The sequence below is a fragment of the Pseudomonas germanica genome, assembly GCF_019614655.1.
GTDB lineage: Bacteria > Pseudomonadota > Gammaproteobacteria > Pseudomonadales > Pseudomonadaceae > Aquipseudomonas > Aquipseudomonas neuropathica.
The window spans coordinates 2002133-2019693 of record NZ_CP071586.1 but is presented as its reverse complement, the minus strand read 5'-3'; the positions used below and the strand labels follow the sequence as shown (position 1 = coordinate 2019693).

The window sequence follows — 17561 nt, the reverse complement described above, 5'->3', positions numbered from 1 at the left end:
TCCTTTGCCTCAGCGGCAATTATTCGGTCAGCCGACGCAATTGCTCGACCACGTAATCCTGTTGCGCATCGCTCAATAGCGGAAACAGCGGCAGGCTGATCGCCTCGGCGTAATAACGCTCGGCCTCGGGGAAATCGCCCTCGGCGAAACCCAGGTCGCGATAGTACGGCTGCAGGTGCACAGGAATGTAGTGCAGATTCACGCCAACACCGACAGCACGCAAGCCTTCAAACACTTGACGATGACTGAGGCCGATGCGGTCGGTCTGCAGCCGAATCACATACAGGTGCCAAGCCGATTCCGCCTCAGGCTGAGAGCTGGGCAACGTCACCGGCAGATACGCCAGCAAGCGATCGTATCGCGCCGCGAGGTCACGACGTCGGGCGATGAAGTCGTCGAGTTTGCTCAGTTGCGACAAACCCAGCGCAGCTTGCAGATCGGTCATGCGGTAATTGAAACCCAGCTCGATCTGCTGGTAGTACCACGGGCCGTGGCTCGGTTCGCTCATCTGCTGTGCATCGCGGGTCATACCGTGGCTGCGCAAACGCTGCAGGCGCTCGGCCAGTTGCGGCCGATTGGTCAGCACCATGCCGCCCTCGGCGCTGGTGATGATTTTCACCGGATGAAAGCTGAACACCGTCATCGCTGCGAATTCACCGCAGCCGACCGGCCGCCCGGCGTAGGACGCACCGACCGCGTGAGACGCATCTTCGATCACGGTGAAGTTGTAGCGCTCGGCCAGTTCGGCAATCTTGCGCATGTCGCAGCTCTGCCCGGAGAACGCCACCGCTACTAGCACTTTGGGCAAAGTGCCGTCCTGCTCGGCTTGATCGAGTTTCGCTTCGAGGGCGAACGCATCAAGGTTCCAGGTCAGCGGATCAATGTCGACGAAGTCAACTTCGGCAGCGCAATAACGTCCACAGTTGGCCGAGGCAAGAAAGGTGTTCGGCGTCGTCCACAATCGATCACCCGGCCCCAGGCCAGCGGCCAGACAGGCAATGTGCAACGCCGCCGTGGCGTTGCACACCGCGACGGCGAAGTCAGCCTGGCAACGCTCGGCCATTGCCTGTTCGAAACGCTCAATGCTCGGCCCTTGGGTCAGCCAGTCCGACTGCAGCACTTGGACGACGGCATCGATATCTGCCTGATCGAGGCTTTGCCGACCGTAGGGAATCATACCGAGAGCTTCGCGTGCAGATCAGCGATCTGCCCGACCGAAAGGAAATGCGGATTGGTGTCGGAGCGGTACTCGAAATCCTCGCTCACGGCACGCCCCTGCTCGCCGAGTTTGTCGACGGCAAAATCGACATCGACGCTGGTAAAGCGAATCGACGGCTGAATGGTGTAGTGATCTTCGAACTCGAGGGTCATCCGCGCATCGTCCAGCGGCACCATCAATTCATGGAGCTTCTCGCCGGGACGAATGCCGACGTTCTTGTGCGGCAGGTGTTCAGCCATGCCGCGCGCCAGATCGACAATGCGGATCGACGGAATCTTCGGCACAAACACTTCACCGCCGTGCATCCGCGCAAAGCTGTCGAGGACGAATTGCACGCCGTGGTCGAGGGTGATCCAGAACCGCGTCATGCGTTCGTCAGTGATCGGCAGTTCCTGTGCGCCATCGGCGATCAGTTTGCTGAAGAACGGCACCACCGAACCACGGGAACCGGCAACATTGCCGTAGCGCACCACGGCAAACCGGGTTTCCTGCTCGCCGGCAATGTTGTTGGCGGCGACGAACAATTTGTCCGAGAGCAACTTGGTCGCGCCGTACAGGTTGATCGGGCTGGCGGCTTTGTCGGTCGACAGCGCCACAACCTTTTTCACGCCATTGTCGATGGCGGCGGCAATGATGTTCTCCGCGCCATTGACGTTGGTGCGAATGCATTCGGTCGGGTTGTATTCCGCCGCCGGCACTTGCTTCAACGCCGCGGCATGCACCACGTAGTCGATGCCGCGCATGGCCTGACGCAGACGGTCAGCGTCACGCACGTCACCAATGAAATAACGCATGCACGGCGCGTTGAACGTCTGCTGCATTTCGTACTGCTTCAACTCGTCACGGGAGAACACCACCACGCGCTTGGGCTGGTATTGCTCGAGCAGGCGCGTGATGAATTTGCGCCCGAACGAACCTGTGCCGCCGGAGATGAAAATCGATTTACCGTTGAACATATGCTGATTCCTGTCCGGCGCGCTTAAGCGAGCAACTGTGCCCAGTTGATCGAGGCATTTTCACCCAGGGTGAAACCTTTGCCGCTCAGCGCCAGGTTGGCGTTGTAAGCCGGGTCCTGCGCGAAGACGCCGCTCCATTTCTCACGCAGTGCCGCCAGCGCTTCTGGCGCCTGCGGCAACTCGCCGGTATGCAGCACCTGCACCAACGGCGTCCACACGGTGAGGTAGCCGGCCTGACTCGCCTTGAGGCACAGATCGACATCGGCATAACCCTCGACGAACGTCACTTCATCCAGCCCGCCAAGCGCGTTGAACAGCTCTTTGCGCACCATAAGGCAGACCTTCGACACGGCCGAGTAGTTCTGCTCGACGGCCAAGCGATGCATGTAGCCGTCTGCTGTGTGACTTTCGCCGATGAAGGCCGAACCCACGCCGTCGTTCAGGCCAAGAATCAAGCCGGCCTGGGCCACCTTGCCGTCACGGTCGACCAATTTCGCACCGACGATGCCCACTTCCGGACGCTGGGCGTGGTTGAGCAGCGAATCGATCCAGTTCGGGTTGACGACTTCACTGTCTGCGGCCAACAGCACCAGATACTCACCTTGAGCCTGCTCGCTGGCGGCGTTGTACAGCGCGACTTCGCTCAGCGGCTGATCGGCACGCAACACATTGACTTTGGCGTGGCGCAGCGTGCCCAGCCAGTCGTTGACCGCTGCCGATTGATTGGCGTTTGCCGCCAGCAACACTTCATAACGACTGTAACGGGTTCTGAGCAACACGCCTTCCAGGCAGCGGCGCAGCACTGGCAGATCATCGATGACCGGCACAATGATCGAAACCAGTGGCTGCTCGGTGTGGCGGTAATCGATTTGCCAGGTGCCCGGCGCCGTCGACGTGACCTTGGCCTTGTAGCCGCGATTGCCCAGATGACGCAGCAACGCCTGACGTTCGTGGGCGTTTTCTTCAAGCTCTGCCGCCTGAGTGATCAGCAACGGCTCGTCGAGATGCGCCAGACCGTCGAGGCCACCCTGCTCGATGATGCGCAACAGCAGGTCGAATTCCAGCGCTTTGCTGAAGTCAGCCTGATATCCACCGGCGTCAAGCAACACTTCGCGGCGGATCAACCAATGGCGCGCCATCAGTGCCGGCACGCTTTGCAGCAGATCCAGGTTGAAACCCGGACGGAACACGTCAACCAGCGCGCCATTGTCCTTGCGCTGGATTTCATCGGTGGCCACCGCACGCAAACCTTCGGCCGACATCAGCTCCAGACTGGCGCGCAACAGGCCGCTGGCGGTGAACTGGTCACCCGCTTCACCCAGCAGTAACCAATCGCTTGGCGACTGCTGAGCGCTCTGGTTGAGCTTGTCGACAAAGTTGCTTTGGGTGACACGAACAAAGTGCAGGGTGTTTTGTGCCGTCGTCGCCGCCGGTGCTTCGCCGGTGGTGAACACGACAATCCTGAACGCTTTGCAGTGACCTTCCAGCAGGCTGTCGAGCGACACCTGCAACTTGTCGATGTCGTTGTCCAGATCGAGCAGGAAAATGCCGAATTGCGGGCCACCGCCTTCAGTCGCCAGATGTTGGCCTATCGACTCGAGTTGTTCGATCGTCGGCGCGCGAGCCGCCAGCCACTGCAACAGGCGACCGGACTTCATTTTGCCGAAGACTGGCTGATGATCTTCGACCAGTAGCGCTTCGAGACGGGCGATCCACTCGCGCATGGCTTGCGCAGCGCTTTCGTCGCCGACGATGTCCAGTTGGGTCGCCAGACGTTTGACCACGGTCAGGTTGAACGCATTCAAATCATGGGCCTGCCACAACCGGTCAACCACACTTTCCGCCGTGTCGTTATTGCGCGCCTGCAACAGGTGCGCTTGACGGGCCCACACGCCTTCCAGTCCTTCCAGTTGCATGCGACCGGCCGGCAGGGTGTGCAACATGAATTCGAACTGCTCCAGACGCTCAAAGAATGCCTGGTTGTAGAACGGCATTTCAACGTACTGCAGCGGGCCAAAACGACGATCCGGCGCCTTCAGTTCCTGGTTCCAGGTCGATTCGATAATCAGCTCGGCAGTCAGCGCCCGCCCGGCCTTCAGGCTGTCGGCCATTGCCTCGAAACTCTCCAGGGCAAAGGCCTTGGCCTGCCCTGCATCCAGCCCTTCGATAGCGGTAGGCAGCGAGACGAGAAACTCGGCAAACGCCTCCCGTTCGGCGACCGATTTGGCGTCGACGTAGGTCAGCGAGTGATACACATCGGTATTGTGCTCGGAGACACCGTAGTTGATCTCGCGCACTACGTACGGAATCGGCAGGATGCGGGCCTTGGCACTGGCCAGCAGGTAGTAGACGTGGCCGATTTCCTGCCACTGGAAATTGGTCCCCGGCGGCAACGCCGAGTGCCAGTTTTTCATCAGATCAGTACGGGTCACCGCGTAGAACGGCGGGATGTACTGGTTCATGTAGTCGAGGACGCGATCCTGCGCCCGCTCGGACGCATAGTCTTCCTGGACTTTCTTGTCGCGGCGGTAGTAGTTCACGCCATGGGCCAATGACAGGTACATCAGGCAATAGCCGTGGCACATGCCGTAGTCAGGGTTGGCATGCAGGAAACCGACGGACTCTGCCAGCGAATCATGCAGGATGAAATCGTCGTCGGCCGCCAGCACCATGTATGGCGTGGTCAGTTTCTCCACGCCATACGCCAGTTTGGCCTGCATGCCCCAGTAGGCGAACTGCGGCACATGGTGGTAATCGACGGCGTCAAAGTCGCCTTCAGGTCGTTCGAGTGTCGAATCGAGCACCATGATTCTGCAGGGCAAGCTGCTGTAATACTTCACCGCCCGGCGCAAAAACGCCGGCCGATTGTGAGTAATCAGGACGACGGTCAATAGCTCTTCGAGCGGTAGCGCCAGTTCAGAACTGTACTTGCCTTGCATAACTTCTCTCCACAACCGGCGACTCGCCGAAACAACGCTTGGTGATGTTGCGAATTAACGGACGCGACGCAGATAGCCGTCCGGCGCCACGGTGATCAACAGCTTGTTCTGCAACTGCTGGTCGATCTCGAAATCCTGGTTCTCTTCCAGGTATTTCCACACGGCGGTTTTCGGGTTGTCGCCCGGGCCCCACGGACGATCCGGGAAGAAATCGGCCGGCATGTCTTCAACCACGGTGTCCATGACCACGCAGTAGCTGTCGACCGACACCAGCGGTGCGTACAGACGCAGCTCTTCCAGTACGTGATCGTGGGTGTGGTTGGAGTCCAGAACCAGAATGACTTTCTTGCCTTTGGCCGCCGCCTGCACCTGGGCAGCAATGCCGGCGTCGATGCTCGAGCCTTCGATCATCTTGATGCGCTTGGCCATCGGGTGGCTTTCGATCGCTTCGCGGTTGTGCGGGCGAATGTCGAGGTCGATGCCCAGCACTTCGCCGTGGCCCTGCAGCTCCAGCAACGAGGCGTAGTAGATAATCGAACCGCCGTGAGCGATGCCGCACTCGATGACCAGATCCGGTTTGACCTGCCAGATGATCTCCTGCATCGCCATCATGTCTTGTGGCAACTGGATGATCGGACGGCCCATCCACGAGAAGTGGTAGCTGTATTTGTGCTTGGCCGATTCGTTGAAGAAATCGCGGGCCAGGCCGGTCAGTTTCTGGTCGTCACCCTGCTGGGCAATCTGTTCCCGGCACTCGGCTTCGAAGGCTTGGTTGATGCTGTTGTCGGTCATTTTAATAATCTCAAGGGTCACTGAAACGAAGCGCTGTCGACGGCGTGATAGACGTAGCGTCCACCGGTCATCCGCTTGATCTCTTCGAGGTAATTGGAATTCATCACAAACAGGTTGGCGCCCTCGGGCAGCGCGTCCATGGCCTCTTGCGGCGAGGACACCCGCGCGCCGCTCAACGGCAGATAACGCCCCTGTTTGGCCGGGTTGATATCCACCACACGATCCACCGCCACACCGGCACGTTGCAGGAACAGCGAATAGATCACGCCTTTGGACGAAGCGCCCCAGATCGCCGAACCCTGCTCGGGGGCGGACTGAATGATCTGCACGGCGCGATCGAGGCTGGCGGTGAAGCCGTCAGGCAGGGCCAGGCGCGGCACCGGTTGATCCGGAGTCAGGCGCAAGGTCGACAGGTCGGCGACGATGTACAGGTATTGGCCACCGAACAGGTGACCGGCCTCGTGCACGGTGCCGAACATCCGGCGCAGGTCATCGAGACGGAAATAATTGACGTGCTCGTAGAACAGGTCGAACCAGGCTTTGTGCTCGAGGATCCAGTCAAAGCACGGCACTTCGATGTAGATCTGCCCGCCCTGATTGGCATTGGCGATTTCCACGAGGAAACTGACCGGATCCTGAATGTGCTCCAGCACATGGCGCAGGACGATGGCGTCCGCAGCCAGACCCAGGCCCCGAGTGAAAGGTGCCTTGATCACGTCGGCATTCTCGCCTTCGTACGCCGGATCAATGCCGGTGATCGAATAGCCGAGGCCCTTGAGCAATTCCAGGAAATAGCCTTTGCCACAGCCGACTTCGATCAGCTCCTGGCCCTTGAAGTGCTTGGCGATGATGCCTTCGACGTCACTCAAGTGCTTCTGGAACTGGCCGGAATGCGCCTGCTCGTTCTGGTAATCGGCGTCGTAGCTGAGCTTGTCGGCGTCGAACGCCGCGTTGAAGATCAGACCGCTGCGCTCGTCCTGCACCAACAGCATGTCGGCACTGGCCGAGGCCTGCGCCGACGCGGGATCGGCAAAGGTGCGGTTCTGCAGCACCGGCAGGTCGGTGACCCGGTACAACTCGTGCCTCATTGCGGCTCTCCCAATAACTGTTGCAAGCGCTCGGTCACCGCCCAGAACGCTAAGGGCTCGTGGGTCGGATACGGGTAGTGGCCGAGGTTCAGATTCAGTGTCGCGCCACGTTCGCACAGGCGTTGTTCAACCAATGAACGCACCGACACCGGTTGGCCGCTGGCGCAATTGATCACGCCGTCGAAGTCGTGTCGTTGCAGGATCGCGGCGAGGTAACCCGCAGCGTTTTCAATCGGCAGAAAATCACGCAACTGCTCGCCGGCCGACATGTTGAACGACGGCTCACCGGTATCGATCGCCCGGTCCAGTGCCGCCAACAGGCTGTTGGGGTTCTGCCCTTCGCCATGCAGATAGAACAAGCGCGCCCACTGCAACGTGAACGGCAGTTCCTGCTGCAGGTTTTGCAAAAACAGGTGCAGCGTATGCTTGGCCAGACCGTAAGGGTTGCTCGGCTGCGGCGCGGAGCTTTCGCTGAGCGGGCCGCTTTGCATGCCGTATTCGAAACAGGTGCCGGTGACCAGCACCTGCTGCACGCCCGCCTCGACCGCGCTTTTGATAAAGCGGTAATCGGCCATCAGGTTGTGCTCGAAATGAAACAGCGCCCGATAGTTCGGCAAACCCGGCCAGGCCAGATGCGCCAGTGCATCGACACCTGCGGTCAACGCAGCGACATCGAGATCGGCGGCGTGAATATCCGCGCTCACAAACTCGACGTCGTTGATCCACGGCATGCCTTGCGCGGTTTCTGCGTTGCGCGCCACCGCCCGGACGTCACAGCCACGGGCCAGCAACGCCGCAACCAGATGGCGGCCGACAAAACCGGTAGCGCCGGTAACCAGTACCTTCACAGCACTTTCAACTCGGGCACGGCGATCACAAAGCGGCCGTCCCACTGACGCACTTGCGCCAGTTGCTGACTGACTTCGTGCAGCAGGTTCCACGGCAGCACCAGCACGTAGTCCGGTTTTTCGATGTCGATCTGCGCGGGCGCAACGATCGGAATGCGACTGCCCGGCAGGAATTTGCCCTGCTTGTGCGGGTTGGCATCAGCCACCCAGGCGAGCAGGTCCGGTTTGACCCCGGCGTAGTTGAGCAAGGTGTTGCCCTTGGCCGCCGCGCCGTAACCGACTACCCGCTTGCCGTCGGCCTTGGCCTGCAACAGAAAGCGCAGCAAGTCATGCTTGATGCGTTCAGCGGCAGGCGCGAGGGTTGTGTAGTACTCGGCGGTTTTCACCCCGGCCTCCAGCTCGGCCTGCAACTGTTGTTGCACCGCTGGCTGAACCGGGCGGCGCTGGCCGTCCTTGCGCTGGACGAACACGCGCAGCGAACCGCCGTGGGTGGTCAGTTGGCTGACGTCGAAGACTTCCAGACCATTGCGCTCGCACAGGGTCTGCACGGCGGTCAGCGACAGGTAGGAATAGTGTTCGTGATACAGCGTGTCGAACTGCGCGCCAGCCATCAGCGTCAGCAGTTGCGGGAATTCGAAGGTGGCGACGCCGGTCGGCTTGAGCAGCGTCGCGAAGCCTACAAGGAAATCGTTGATGTCCGGCACATGGGCGAGCACGTTGTTGGCCGCCATCAGGTCAGCGCCCCAACCTTCGCTTTTCAGTTGCGCAGCGGTGTCGCGACCGAAGAACAGCTCACGGATCTCCAGGCCTTTTTCGCGTGCCGCTTGTGCAGTGCTGCGCGTCGGTTCAACGCCCAGGCAGGCAATGCCGCGAGCGGCGACGTATTGCAGCAGGTAACCGTCGTTGGAAGCGACTTCCACCACACGGCTGTCGGCAGTCAGGCCAAAGCGCTCGACCATCTCGGTGACATAGCGCTCGGCATGGGCTAGCCAGGTGCTGGAGAACGAACTGAAGTAGGCGTACTCGGCGTCGAACAGGCTATCGGCGCGGGTGTAATCCTCGGTCTGCACCAGCCAGCATTGCTGACACACCGCGACCTTCAGCGGCACCCATTGCTCGGCCTGCTCCAGGCGATCAGCGTGGACGTAGGCGTTGGACGGTGGCGAGGTGCCGAGGTCGATCAGCGGCAGGCTCAGCGGTGCGGCGCACCCACGGCAGTTCATAGACGCACTCCAGCAAAGTGTTGATCGAGCGCGGGATGGCTGGAGTCACGCGCTGACAAATTATTGACAGGCAACGGCCAGGCAATCGCCAGCCGTGGATCATTTACCGACAGCCCGCCCTCGTGCTCCGGCGCGTAATCGGCGCTGTGCAGGTAAAGCAATTCGGCGTCTTCGGTGAGGGTCTGGAAACCGTGGGCGAACCCGGCCGGAATCAACAGGCTGCGGCCGTCGCCAGCCTTCAGATGCTCGGCGTGCCAGTGCAGAAAGGTCTCGGAGTCTGGGCGCAGATCCACCGCCACGTCCCACACTTCACCGCGCAGGCAAGTGATCAGTTTGGCTTCCGGGGCATTGGCATTCTGATAATGCAGACCACGCACACTGCCCTTTTCACGGGTGCAGGAATGGTTGATCTGACGGATATGGAACTCACTGCCGAACGCACTCAGGCTGCCTTCGCAGAACAGCCGGGCAAAGTGCCCGCGCTGATCTTCGAAGCGTTTGTGCTGGACGCTGAACAGTCCGGCCAGCGGCAATGCCTTCAGGGAGAATTCGCTCACAACGCGCCTCGGTAAAGGTTCAGTTGGCCGAGAGTGACGTTGCGCATGTCATCGCCGTTCTGCCACGCCAGATGCCAGTCGAGGGTCTGGGCCAGACATTGTTGCAAGGTCCAGCGCGGATGCCAGCCAAGTACTTGGCGTGCGCGGCTGCTGTCCAGACGCAGCAGGCCGGCCTCGTGCAGTTCGCTTTTTTCGATGCGCAAACCGCACGCCTGCGGCCAGCGGCTGGCGAGCAATTCGACCACTTCGCCGACACTGCACATGTCCGCTTCACCCGGGCCGAAGTTCCACGCCCCGGCGTATTCCGGGCCTTGTTCGTAGAGACCTGCGGCCAGTTGCAGGTAACCGGCCAGCGGCTCCAGCGCGTGCTGCCACGGGCGCACGGCTTGCGGATAACGCAGGGTCACCGGTTCATCGGCGCTCCACGCTTTGAGCACGTCAGGAATCAGGCGCTCAGGGGCAAAATCGCCGCCGCCCAGGACGTTGCCAGCGCGCGCGGTGGCCAGGGCCAGACCGTGCTCGGCGTACTTGTCCGCCGGGAAAAACGACGCGGCATAAGACTGTGCGAGCAATTCACAGCAAGCCTTGCTGCTGCTGTAAGGATCGTGGCCACCAAGGGCTTCGTCTTCGCGGTACGGCCACAGCCATTCCTTGTTGGCGTAGACCTTGTCGGTGGTCACCAGCACACAGGCGCGCACGCAGCCGACCTGACGAATCGCTTCGAGCAGGTTCAGCGTGCCCATGACGTTACTGGAGTACGTGCCGAGCGGATCGCGATAGCCTTCGCGCACCAATGGCTGAGCAGCCAGGTGCAGAACGATCTCAGGCTCGGTGTCGGCGATGATTTCCAGCAAGGCACCGAGATCCCGCAGATCACCGCGCTGATCGTTGATGCCCTCATGCACCCGCGCCAGTTCGAACAAGCTCGGCTCAGTCGACGGATCCAGGGAAAAGCCGCTGACTTGCGCGCCGAGGCTTTGCAGCCACAGGGTCAGCCAGCTGCCTTTGAAACCGGTGTGTCCGGTGACGAGGACGCGTTTGCCGCGCCAGAAATCCGCACTCAGGCCCATTGCTTCCATGGGGCCTCCCCGCTCTGCCACAACGCTTCGAGATGGTTCTTGTCGCGCAGGGTGTCCATCGGATGCCAGAAGCCTTCGTGCTCGAAGGCTTTCAACTGTTCGTCAGCGGCCAGACGCGCCAGCGGCTCGGCTTCCCAAGTGGTGGCGTCATCGGCGATGTACGGCAGCACTTTCGGCGAGAGCACGAAGAAGCCGCCATTGATCCAGCCACCGTCACCGCGAGGCTTTTCGGTGAAGCCCAGCACTTGATCACCCTGACGCTCAAGCGCGCCGTAGCGGCCCGGCGGTTGCACGGCAGTGACGGTCGCGAGACGGCCGTGGCCTTTATGGAAATCGACGAGTTGCGCAATGTTGATATCAGAAACGCCGTCGCCATAGGTGAAGCAGAACGCCTCTTCATCCTTGAGGTAACGGCCGGCACGCAGCAGACGGCCGCCGGTCATGGTTTCTTCGCCGGTGTCGATGAGCGTGACGCTCCACGGCTCGCTGTAATTCTGGTGCACGTCCATGCGGTTTTCACGCATGTTGAAGGTGACGTCAGAGGTGTGCAGGAAGTAGTTGGCGAAGAAGTCCTTGATCGCATAGCCCTTGTAGCCGAGGCAGATCACGAAGTCGTGAATTCCGTGGGCGGAATACTGCTTCATGATGTGCCAGAGAATTGGCTTGCCGCCGATCTCGATCATTGGCTTGGGCTTGAGGTGCGACTCTTCACTGATGCGCGTGCCGAGGCCACCCGCCAAAATAACTGCCTTCATCGTCTCCCCTCTTGTTCTTCACCGGGCTGCGCATGGCTTTCTTGAGCTTTGCGGGCCGTCTGGCTAAACCTTTTGCCGCTCCGGGCGCCGCTGGAGTGACCGCGAGCGCTCGTTTTATGGCGATTTACAGGGGACTTGCAGGAAACGCGCCAGCTCCACAAGCCCCCTCACCCTAACCCTCTCCCAAAGGGAGAGGGGACTGACCGAGGTGTTTGGGAGAGCTACGCCGACGTGAAATACCGAGTCGAACTCAGGTTTTGAAAAGCACACAAATCGGCCCCTCTCCCCTCCAGAGGGAGAGGGGACTGACCGAGGAAATTGCGAGAAGTACGCCGACGTGCGATACCGAGTCGAACTCAAACCTTGAAAAGCCCACAAATCGGCTCCCTCTCCCTCGGGAGAGGGCTGGGGTGAGGGGAAAACCCACCACAAATCCAAAGCCGACCACGCCCCGCTCCTCACCACTCAACAGGATGAGCGTTAGCTCGGCTGCAGCTCTTGATCTTGATCCACGAGCGACGTCGGAAGGCTGAGCGGAGGGATTGATCCGGGGTGGGAGCGCAGCGACCGTTTGGCGAAGCCAAACACATCGAGAGGAGGTGCAGCGAAGCAAACCGTAGGCGATGCCCCCCGGATCGATCCCGGAGCGAAGGGACCCCGAGCTTTAGCGAGTGGGCCGCACGTAGGAGCAAGCCTTTTTGGTTACTTTTTCGGCGTCTGGAAAAAGTGACCCGCCGTAAGGGCGGAACCCTAATCAGCAACCCCCGCAGCAACGGATATACCCCCAAAACCCCAAGAGCCTGGTCGGCCCAAAGGCCGCCAAGCCCCGCTCGATCAATCCGCCAGCCAGCCGTATTCCCAGTAGCGCAAGTTATCGCCGCGCAACACGTAATCGCGCAACACCACCTCACGCAATTCATCACCCATGCGATAACTGGCATCAGGATCGGCCAGGTGCATACGGATCGCTTGCAGCCATTCATCCGTGCTGTTGGTCTTGATCCGCGTGCACGGCAAATAACCGCGATAGGCCTCGGTATCCGTGCAGATCACCGGGTAACCGCAGGCGCCGTATTCCAGCAGCCGCAAGTTGCTCTTGCAGTCGTTGAAGATATGGAACTCCAGCGGCGCCAACGCGAGATCGAGGTTGAGGCTGGCCAGTTTCGCCGGGTACACGTCCAGGCCGATGACGCCATGGAACTCATGCATGTACGGCCGCAGATCATCCGGGCACATGCCGAAAAACACCCAGTCGACTTCATTGGCCAGTTCACGAACAACCTCGGCGATCACCGCCAGATCACCGTGGTGACTGGTGCCGCCGCCCCAGCCGACCCGCGGTTTCTTCGAGGTCCGACGCTGGCTGCGCAGGTGGCCCCACAAGTCCTTGGCCAACATGTTAGGGACGACACGAATGTCGTGGTGCATGTCCGACAGCACGTTGGCCAGTGGTGCGGTGGATACGACCGCACGATCACACAGCCCGATCGCGCGGCGCACCATGCGCTCCATGTCCTGCTTGCTCGGCATGTTGCGGATGTGCGCATTGCGGTGGGGAACATCAATGACGTAGTCGTCGAGTTCGAAGATCCGTCGAGCGTTGAAGTACTTTTTCAGCGGTGGGATTTCATCGATGGCGTGCTCCGAGTAGCGCCCTTGCAGAACGATCACATCAGGCGACTGACGTTCGATATCGATGATCGACGGCAAGCCGTAGCAAATACGCCCTTCCGCCCGATTGGCCGCTTCCAGCTCGATCATCGGCTGGCTCATGCGGTAATGGCCGATGGCCGAAGCGTTGATCGGCACCACCAGCAGATTGGGCAACTGCGCCTTGGAGAATGCACTCCACCCCGTGCGCAGTCCCGGCTCCAGACTGAAGTTGGTGGCGCCCACGCCCTGCAACGTCAGGTTGACGTTGTAGGCCGGATCGCGCGCCACCAGCGGCAGCCAGCGCTGGTAAAACGTGTCCCTCTCCTCGGCGTGCTGCGCTTCTTCCTCCGGTGTCGCCATCGCATTTGGCCGCGCACCCACAGCCAGGATCGCATTAGGGTTCAACACCACCAGATAACCGTCGCGGCCAACGCGCAGACACAGGTCCACGACATTGAGCGTTTGTTTGAGGTCCTGCTCGTCCAGCCCGCCGGCAGCTTCGAACACCGACTTGCGAATCATCAGGCAATCACTGCCGACGGCACTCAGGTCATGCACCGCCTGCAGGCGATGCATGTACCCTTCCGACTGCATCGGCTGGCCATAGAACGGCAACCCGACCGGCCCGTTCAAGCCAAGAATCAGGCCGGCGTGCAGCACGCCGCCGTCCGGATTGAACAGCTTGGCGCCAACCACCCCGACTTCCGGGCGTTGCGCATGATTGAGCAGTTCGTCGAGCCAGTCGTTCCGGGTGATCACCGCAAAGGCGTTGAGCATCAACACATACTCACCGCGCGCCTGGCTGACGGCATAGTTGTGCACCGCTGCCGCGTTACCCTTTTGCGGGTAGCTCAGCACGCGAATCCGCTCGCTGCCCAGTTGCGCCATACCGTCCAGCCAAGCCAACGCTTCAGCGCTTTCGCTGCCGTTATCGACCAAGAGCAATTCGTACTCGGTGTAGTCGGTCTTTTCCAGCAATGTCTCGACGCAGCGTTGCAAGGCAGCCGTCTGGTCCTGCGTGACAATGACCACCGACACCAATGGGCGCCGGGCATGGTGATAGTCGACACGATTGAGCAGCCCGCCGTTACGGTCGCGAATGTCGTGAGCGATGCCAAGGCGTTGCAGATGCGCTTCGAGGATTCGCGGACTTTGCTGCGCAACGCCAGGATCAGTGAGCCATTGCGACAGATCGAATTTCGACTCCAGCAACACTTCAGCAATGTGCCCGACCACTTGCAGGCCATCGCTTTCAACCATGCGCCAAAGCACATCGTGGGGCGCGAGTTCGGCGAACGTCGAGGTAAAACCACCAAGCGCCAGGAACCGTTCGCGCTGGAACGCCAGCGCTCGCCCGACGTAAGGGTAGCTGCGCATGAGGTCGAGGTTGAAATCCGGCTTGAACGCAGGCTCGGCCGACTCACCATCGCGCAGACTGCCTTCGTCGCTGTACAGGCATGTCAATGAGCTTGCGTGCGCAATGCGATCGGCCATCACCAACAATGCTGGCGCCACCGGGCAGTCACCTGGCTGCAACAGATAAAACCAGTCGGCGCCTTCCAGTTGCGGCAGCAGAGCGTTGATCTGCTCCAGGCCGTCACCCTGCAACGGCATGTGGAACACCCGATCGTCCAGCTTCGCCTCGCTGCAAGCCGTGGACAGCACCAGAACCAGCTCCGGCGGGTAATCCTGAGCGGCGAGTGCCTCAAGGGTGCGCTCCAGGCCATCGCGACTGCCTTGGGCATCAATGATGATCGGCACGATGCGCGGTCGGTGCGGCCAGCCAGCGAGGGTTTCCGGCAGCCATTGGCGCTGCGCCTCGGTCAACACCCGAACCGCCAGCCATTGTGCATAGAGTTCGCCAAAACTGAAGCTGTCGACTCCGACCCCCAGCTCCTGACGGCTCTGCTTGGTGCCGAGGGTACGGCTCAGCGGCAGCTCCTGCCAGACCCGAGGCGACTCATCGGCCTTGGTCAACGGCACATAACGAACCCAGCCCGGCGCCGGCGCCGACTCGCCGCTGCGGACCTTGAGCATTTGCGAGATCCACTCGCGCTCGATCTCGGCCGCGTCTTTCATCGGTTGCTGCGCGCTCAGACGCTCGGGGTAGAGACGCTCGGCACTCAGTACGTTGTTGGAGACCACCAGATTGCCGCGCCGCAACAGACAGACGTACAAGGCAAAATCCAGCGTCGCAACGAAGCAGGCCCCCTCCTCGGTCAAGGCTGGCAAAAGCTCCACAACGTCGCTACGGCGAAACAGCGCACTACTGAATCCACCCAGTACGTTGACCGGGAATTTTTCAAAGATGCTCAGTACATCGTCGCCTTTGAGCAAACCACTGGCCGGCGACAATGAGCTGTTTTCCAGACGTGCGGGCAGGATGATGTCGTTGGCATCCCACAACAACCGTTGCGCTACCACCAGACTGACTTCGTCACGCCGCAGCTCGTGGGCTTGCTGTTCGATACAGGCCGAATACAGCAGGTCATCATCACACAGGAATTTGATGAACTCGCCCCGGGCTTGCTCAAGGCAGGCCTTCAGGTTACCGACCAGCCCCAGCGTTCGTGGGTTGCGCACGTAACGCACGACAAAGCCGGTCTGCTCCGTCACCCGCGTAACGATGTCTTCAATCTCGTTGCCACGATTGTCATCGCACACGATGATTTCAAGATTGGCGTAATTCTGGCTGACAGCGCTGTTCAGCGTCCGCTCGAAGAAGCGCGGATTGAAGGCGGGAATGACAAGACTGACAAGAGGGAGTGAATTCACGGCGGGCTCACAGGCGATACGAGCCCGCTCGGAAAAGCGAGCCCTTGATACCGCTAAAAAACATGACTGAGTGGCAGGGTAAACGGGCGCTTACGCGCCCGTTGAGGATCAGATCTTGTTGAACAGACCCAACTGGCTGATCTTGCTGAACGCAAGCTGCGAAGCTTGCAGCATGGTCTGCTGCAGGGTCAGTCGCGTCATCACTTCAGCCGGATCCGAATCGCGAATGGAACCTTGCGTGGTGGTATTCGCGGTGCTCAGACTGTCATTGGTGGTGGCTTGCATTTCCAGCGCCTGACCACGGGCACCAATCTCGGTCACCGCGGTGCCGATCTGATTGTTGGCCGCGTCGATGTTGCCGAGGCCCGCCTCCATGGCGCCCTGGAATTTCTGCTTGGCCACCGGATCACCATCGATCGGTGTATTCAGAGCAGTAATCATCTGACCGAGGGTGTCGAGCACGTTCTGGGTCTGGTGATCGTTTGGGCGGATCGAGAACTGATCACCCGCTGCCGGTGCGCTGCCCAGAGCAAAGGTCACGCCTGCCGCCGTGGCGTTGCTACCGGCCACAGTGCCCGAGGATACCGGTTTGCTGTCCGCGGTCACCGGCGCAGCATACAGATCGAATGCGGTGGCGCTGGTGAACTTGAGAACGGCGCCGCCCTGCGGGAATGCCGCGGTGTACGCTGCCTGGTCAGTGATGCTCGAACCGGTAATCACGGCGGTCGACGGGTTACCCGGGCTGCGCGTGGTAGTGAACGAGTCAGGCGCGGTAGACAACTGGAAGCTGTGGCCGGCAATGACCGCGTCAGGGTTGGTATCACCAGCCTTCAGGTTGATGTTCAGCTTCATGTCGACGCCACGGAAGCTGACCGTCTGGTTGGCACCGCTGCTGTTGCTGACCAAACCGTTCTGGCTCGCCTCAGCCGTCACGTCGTTGCCAAGGGCATCGGTGATTTTCAGCTGGGTGCTGCTGAGGAAGCTGACGGTATACGGCTGGCCAGCGGTGAACTTGGAGTTGTAAGTGGCTACGGTACCGATCGTGCCGTTGGACAGTACGACGCGACCGTCATCCACTGCCGGTGCGGTCATGGCGACGTTGGTACGCGCGGTATTGATGGTCTGCTGGAAAGCAGCCCAACCGGTGGTGTTGGTGCCGATCGTCATGCCATCGCCGATGCCCAGATTGATCGTGGTCTGGTCACCGTTGTAGCTGTAGGTGCCGTCGGCATTCTGCGAATACGGCGCGGTGTCAGTCTTCGAACCAGAGAACAGGTAGTTGCCGCTGGCATCCTTGGCGTTCATCAGACCCAACACTTGTTGTTGGATCTGGCCCATTTCCGAAGCGTAAGCCTGGCGGTCCTTGTCGGTGGCCGTGCCATTGTTGGCGGCCAGGGCGAGTTCCTTGGCGCGGGCCAACGCGGTGGTGATCGAGTCCAGCGTGGATTCCTGCACGGTCAATGCACTTTTGGTGCTGTCGACGTTGGTCTTGTACTGATCGAGCATCGCGGCCTGCTGGCCCAGTTGCAGCAAGCGCCCGGCACCGATCGGATCATCGGCGGCGGTATTGATGCGCTGCAGGCTGCTCGCCTCGCTGGCGGTGGCGACGGCCTTGTTGAAGTTACGCTGATAGTCCGACGCTTGCGTGCCGTAATACTGGGCGGTGGAAATGCGCAT

Annotated in this window: 12 protein-coding genes; all 12 read right to left on the bottom strand. The window is 60.6% G+C overall.

What is annotated here, in order from left to right; all coding sequences use genetic code 11:
- Nucleotides 1-19: 19 nt before the first annotated feature.
- The 12 genes from pseC to J0G10_RS08860 all read right to left on the bottom strand — a co-directional run bounded on the left by pseC (nt 20) and on the right by J0G10_RS08860 (nt 17561).
- The gene (pseC, locus tag J0G10_RS08915) at nt 20-1177 is read right to left on the bottom strand and encodes a UDP-4-amino-4,6-dideoxy-N-acetyl-beta-L-altrosamine transaminase (RefSeq protein WP_220558319.1); all 1158 of its coding nucleotides are present in this window, start codon (nt 1175-1177) and stop codon (nt 20-22) included.
- Nucleotides 1174-2175, bottom strand: a complete 1002-nt coding sequence (gene pseB / locus J0G10_RS08910; protein WP_095050167.1) for a UDP-N-acetylglucosamine 4,6-dehydratase (inverting) — start codon at nt 2173-2175, stop codon at nt 1174-1176. The genes pseC and pseB overlap by 4 nt, the downstream gene beginning before the upstream one ends.
- Before the next feature lie 23 nt (nt 2176-2198).
- Nucleotides 2199-5114 carry a TIGR00180 family glycosyltransferase gene (locus J0G10_RS08905; RefSeq protein ID WP_220558318.1) on the bottom strand — a complete coding sequence of 972 codons (2916 nt, stop codon included), beginning with the start codon at nt 5112-5114 and terminating at the stop codon, nt 2199-2201.
- A 54-nt stretch (nt 5115-5168) separates the two neighbouring features.
- Nucleotides 5169-5906: a cephalosporin hydroxylase family protein gene (locus J0G10_RS08900; protein ID WP_093439633.1), complete on the bottom strand. Its 738-nt coding sequence runs from the start codon at nt 5904-5906 to the stop codon at nt 5169-5171.
- 17 nt (nt 5907-5923) lie between these two features.
- Nucleotides 5924-6994, bottom strand: coding sequence for a class I SAM-dependent methyltransferase (locus J0G10_RS08895; protein ID WP_095050165.1), 1071 nt, complete (start codon nt 6992-6994; stop codon nt 5924-5926).
- Nucleotides 6991-7842, bottom strand: a complete 852-nt coding sequence (locus J0G10_RS08890; RefSeq protein WP_095050164.1) for an NAD-dependent epimerase/dehydratase family protein — start codon at nt 7840-7842, stop codon at nt 6991-6993. The genes J0G10_RS08895 and J0G10_RS08890 overlap by 4 nt, the downstream gene beginning before the upstream one ends.
- Nucleotides 7839-9065, bottom strand: a complete 1227-nt coding sequence (locus J0G10_RS08885) for a class I SAM-dependent methyltransferase (protein ID WP_220558317.1) — start codon at nt 9063-9065, stop codon at nt 7839-7841. The genes J0G10_RS08890 and J0G10_RS08885 overlap by 4 nt, the downstream gene beginning before the upstream one ends.
- Complete coding sequence (locus J0G10_RS08880; protein WP_093439614.1) at nt 9062-9622, bottom strand: dTDP-4-dehydrorhamnose 3,5-epimerase family protein; 561 nt, start codon at nt 9620-9622, stop codon at nt 9062-9064. Before J0G10_RS08880 ends, J0G10_RS08885 begins: the two co-directional genes overlap by 4 nt.
- Entirely contained in the window at nt 9619-10701 is a 1083-nt protein-coding gene (gene rfbG / locus J0G10_RS08875; protein ID WP_095050161.1) for a CDP-glucose 4,6-dehydratase, read from the bottom strand. The genes J0G10_RS08880 and rfbG overlap by 4 nt, the downstream gene beginning before the upstream one ends.
- Nucleotides 10683-11456, bottom strand: coding sequence for a glucose-1-phosphate cytidylyltransferase (gene rfbF / locus J0G10_RS08870; protein WP_093439605.1), 774 nt, complete (start codon nt 11454-11456; stop codon nt 10683-10685). The genes rfbG and rfbF overlap by 19 nt, the downstream gene beginning before the upstream one ends.
- 834 nt (nt 11457-12290) lie before the next feature.
- Complete coding sequence (locus tag J0G10_RS08865) at nt 12291-15884, bottom strand: glycosyltransferase (RefSeq protein WP_220558316.1); 3594 nt, start codon at nt 15882-15884, stop codon at nt 12291-12293.
- Nucleotides 15885-15992: 108 nt separating this feature from the next.
- A complete protein-coding gene (locus tag J0G10_RS08860; protein ID WP_095050159.1) occupies nt 15993-17561 on the bottom strand; it encodes a flagellar hook-associated protein 3 in 1569 nt (522 codons plus the stop codon).

Bases quoted from the DNA above. Each gene is read 5' to 3' on its own strand.
- rfbF (WP_093439605.1), bottom strand. From the start codon at position 11,456: ATGAAGGCAGTTATTTTGGCGGGTGGCCTCGGCACGCGCATCAGTGAA.
- J0G10_RS08895 (WP_095050165.1), bottom strand. From the start codon at position 6,994: ATGAGGCACGAGTTGTACCGGGTCACCGACCTGCCGGTGCTGCAGAAC.
- pseC (WP_220558319.1), bottom strand. From the start codon at position 1,177: ATGATTCCCTACGGTCGGCAAAGCCTCGATCAGGCAGATATCGATGCC.
- J0G10_RS08905 (WP_220558318.1), bottom strand. From the start codon at position 5,114: ATGCAAGGCAAGTACAGTTCTGAACTGGCGCTACCGCTCGAAGAGCTA.
- pseB (WP_095050167.1), bottom strand. From the start codon at position 2,175: ATGTTCAACGGTAAATCGATTTTCATCTCCGGCGGCACAGGTTCGTTC.
- J0G10_RS08900 (WP_093439633.1), bottom strand. From the start codon at position 5,906: ATGACCGACAACAGCATCAACCAAGCCTTCGAAGCCGAGTGCCGGGAA.
- J0G10_RS08860 (WP_095050159.1), bottom strand. From the start codon at position 17,561: ATGCGCATTTCCACCGCCCAGTATTACGGCACGCAAGCGTCGGACTAT.
- rfbG (WP_095050161.1), bottom strand. From the start codon at position 10,701: ATGGAAGCAATGGGCCTGAGTGCGGATTTCTGGCGCGGCAAACGCGTC.
- J0G10_RS08885 (WP_220558317.1), bottom strand. From the start codon at position 9,065: ATGAACTGCCGTGGGTGCGCCGCACCGCTGAGCCTGCCGCTGATCGAC.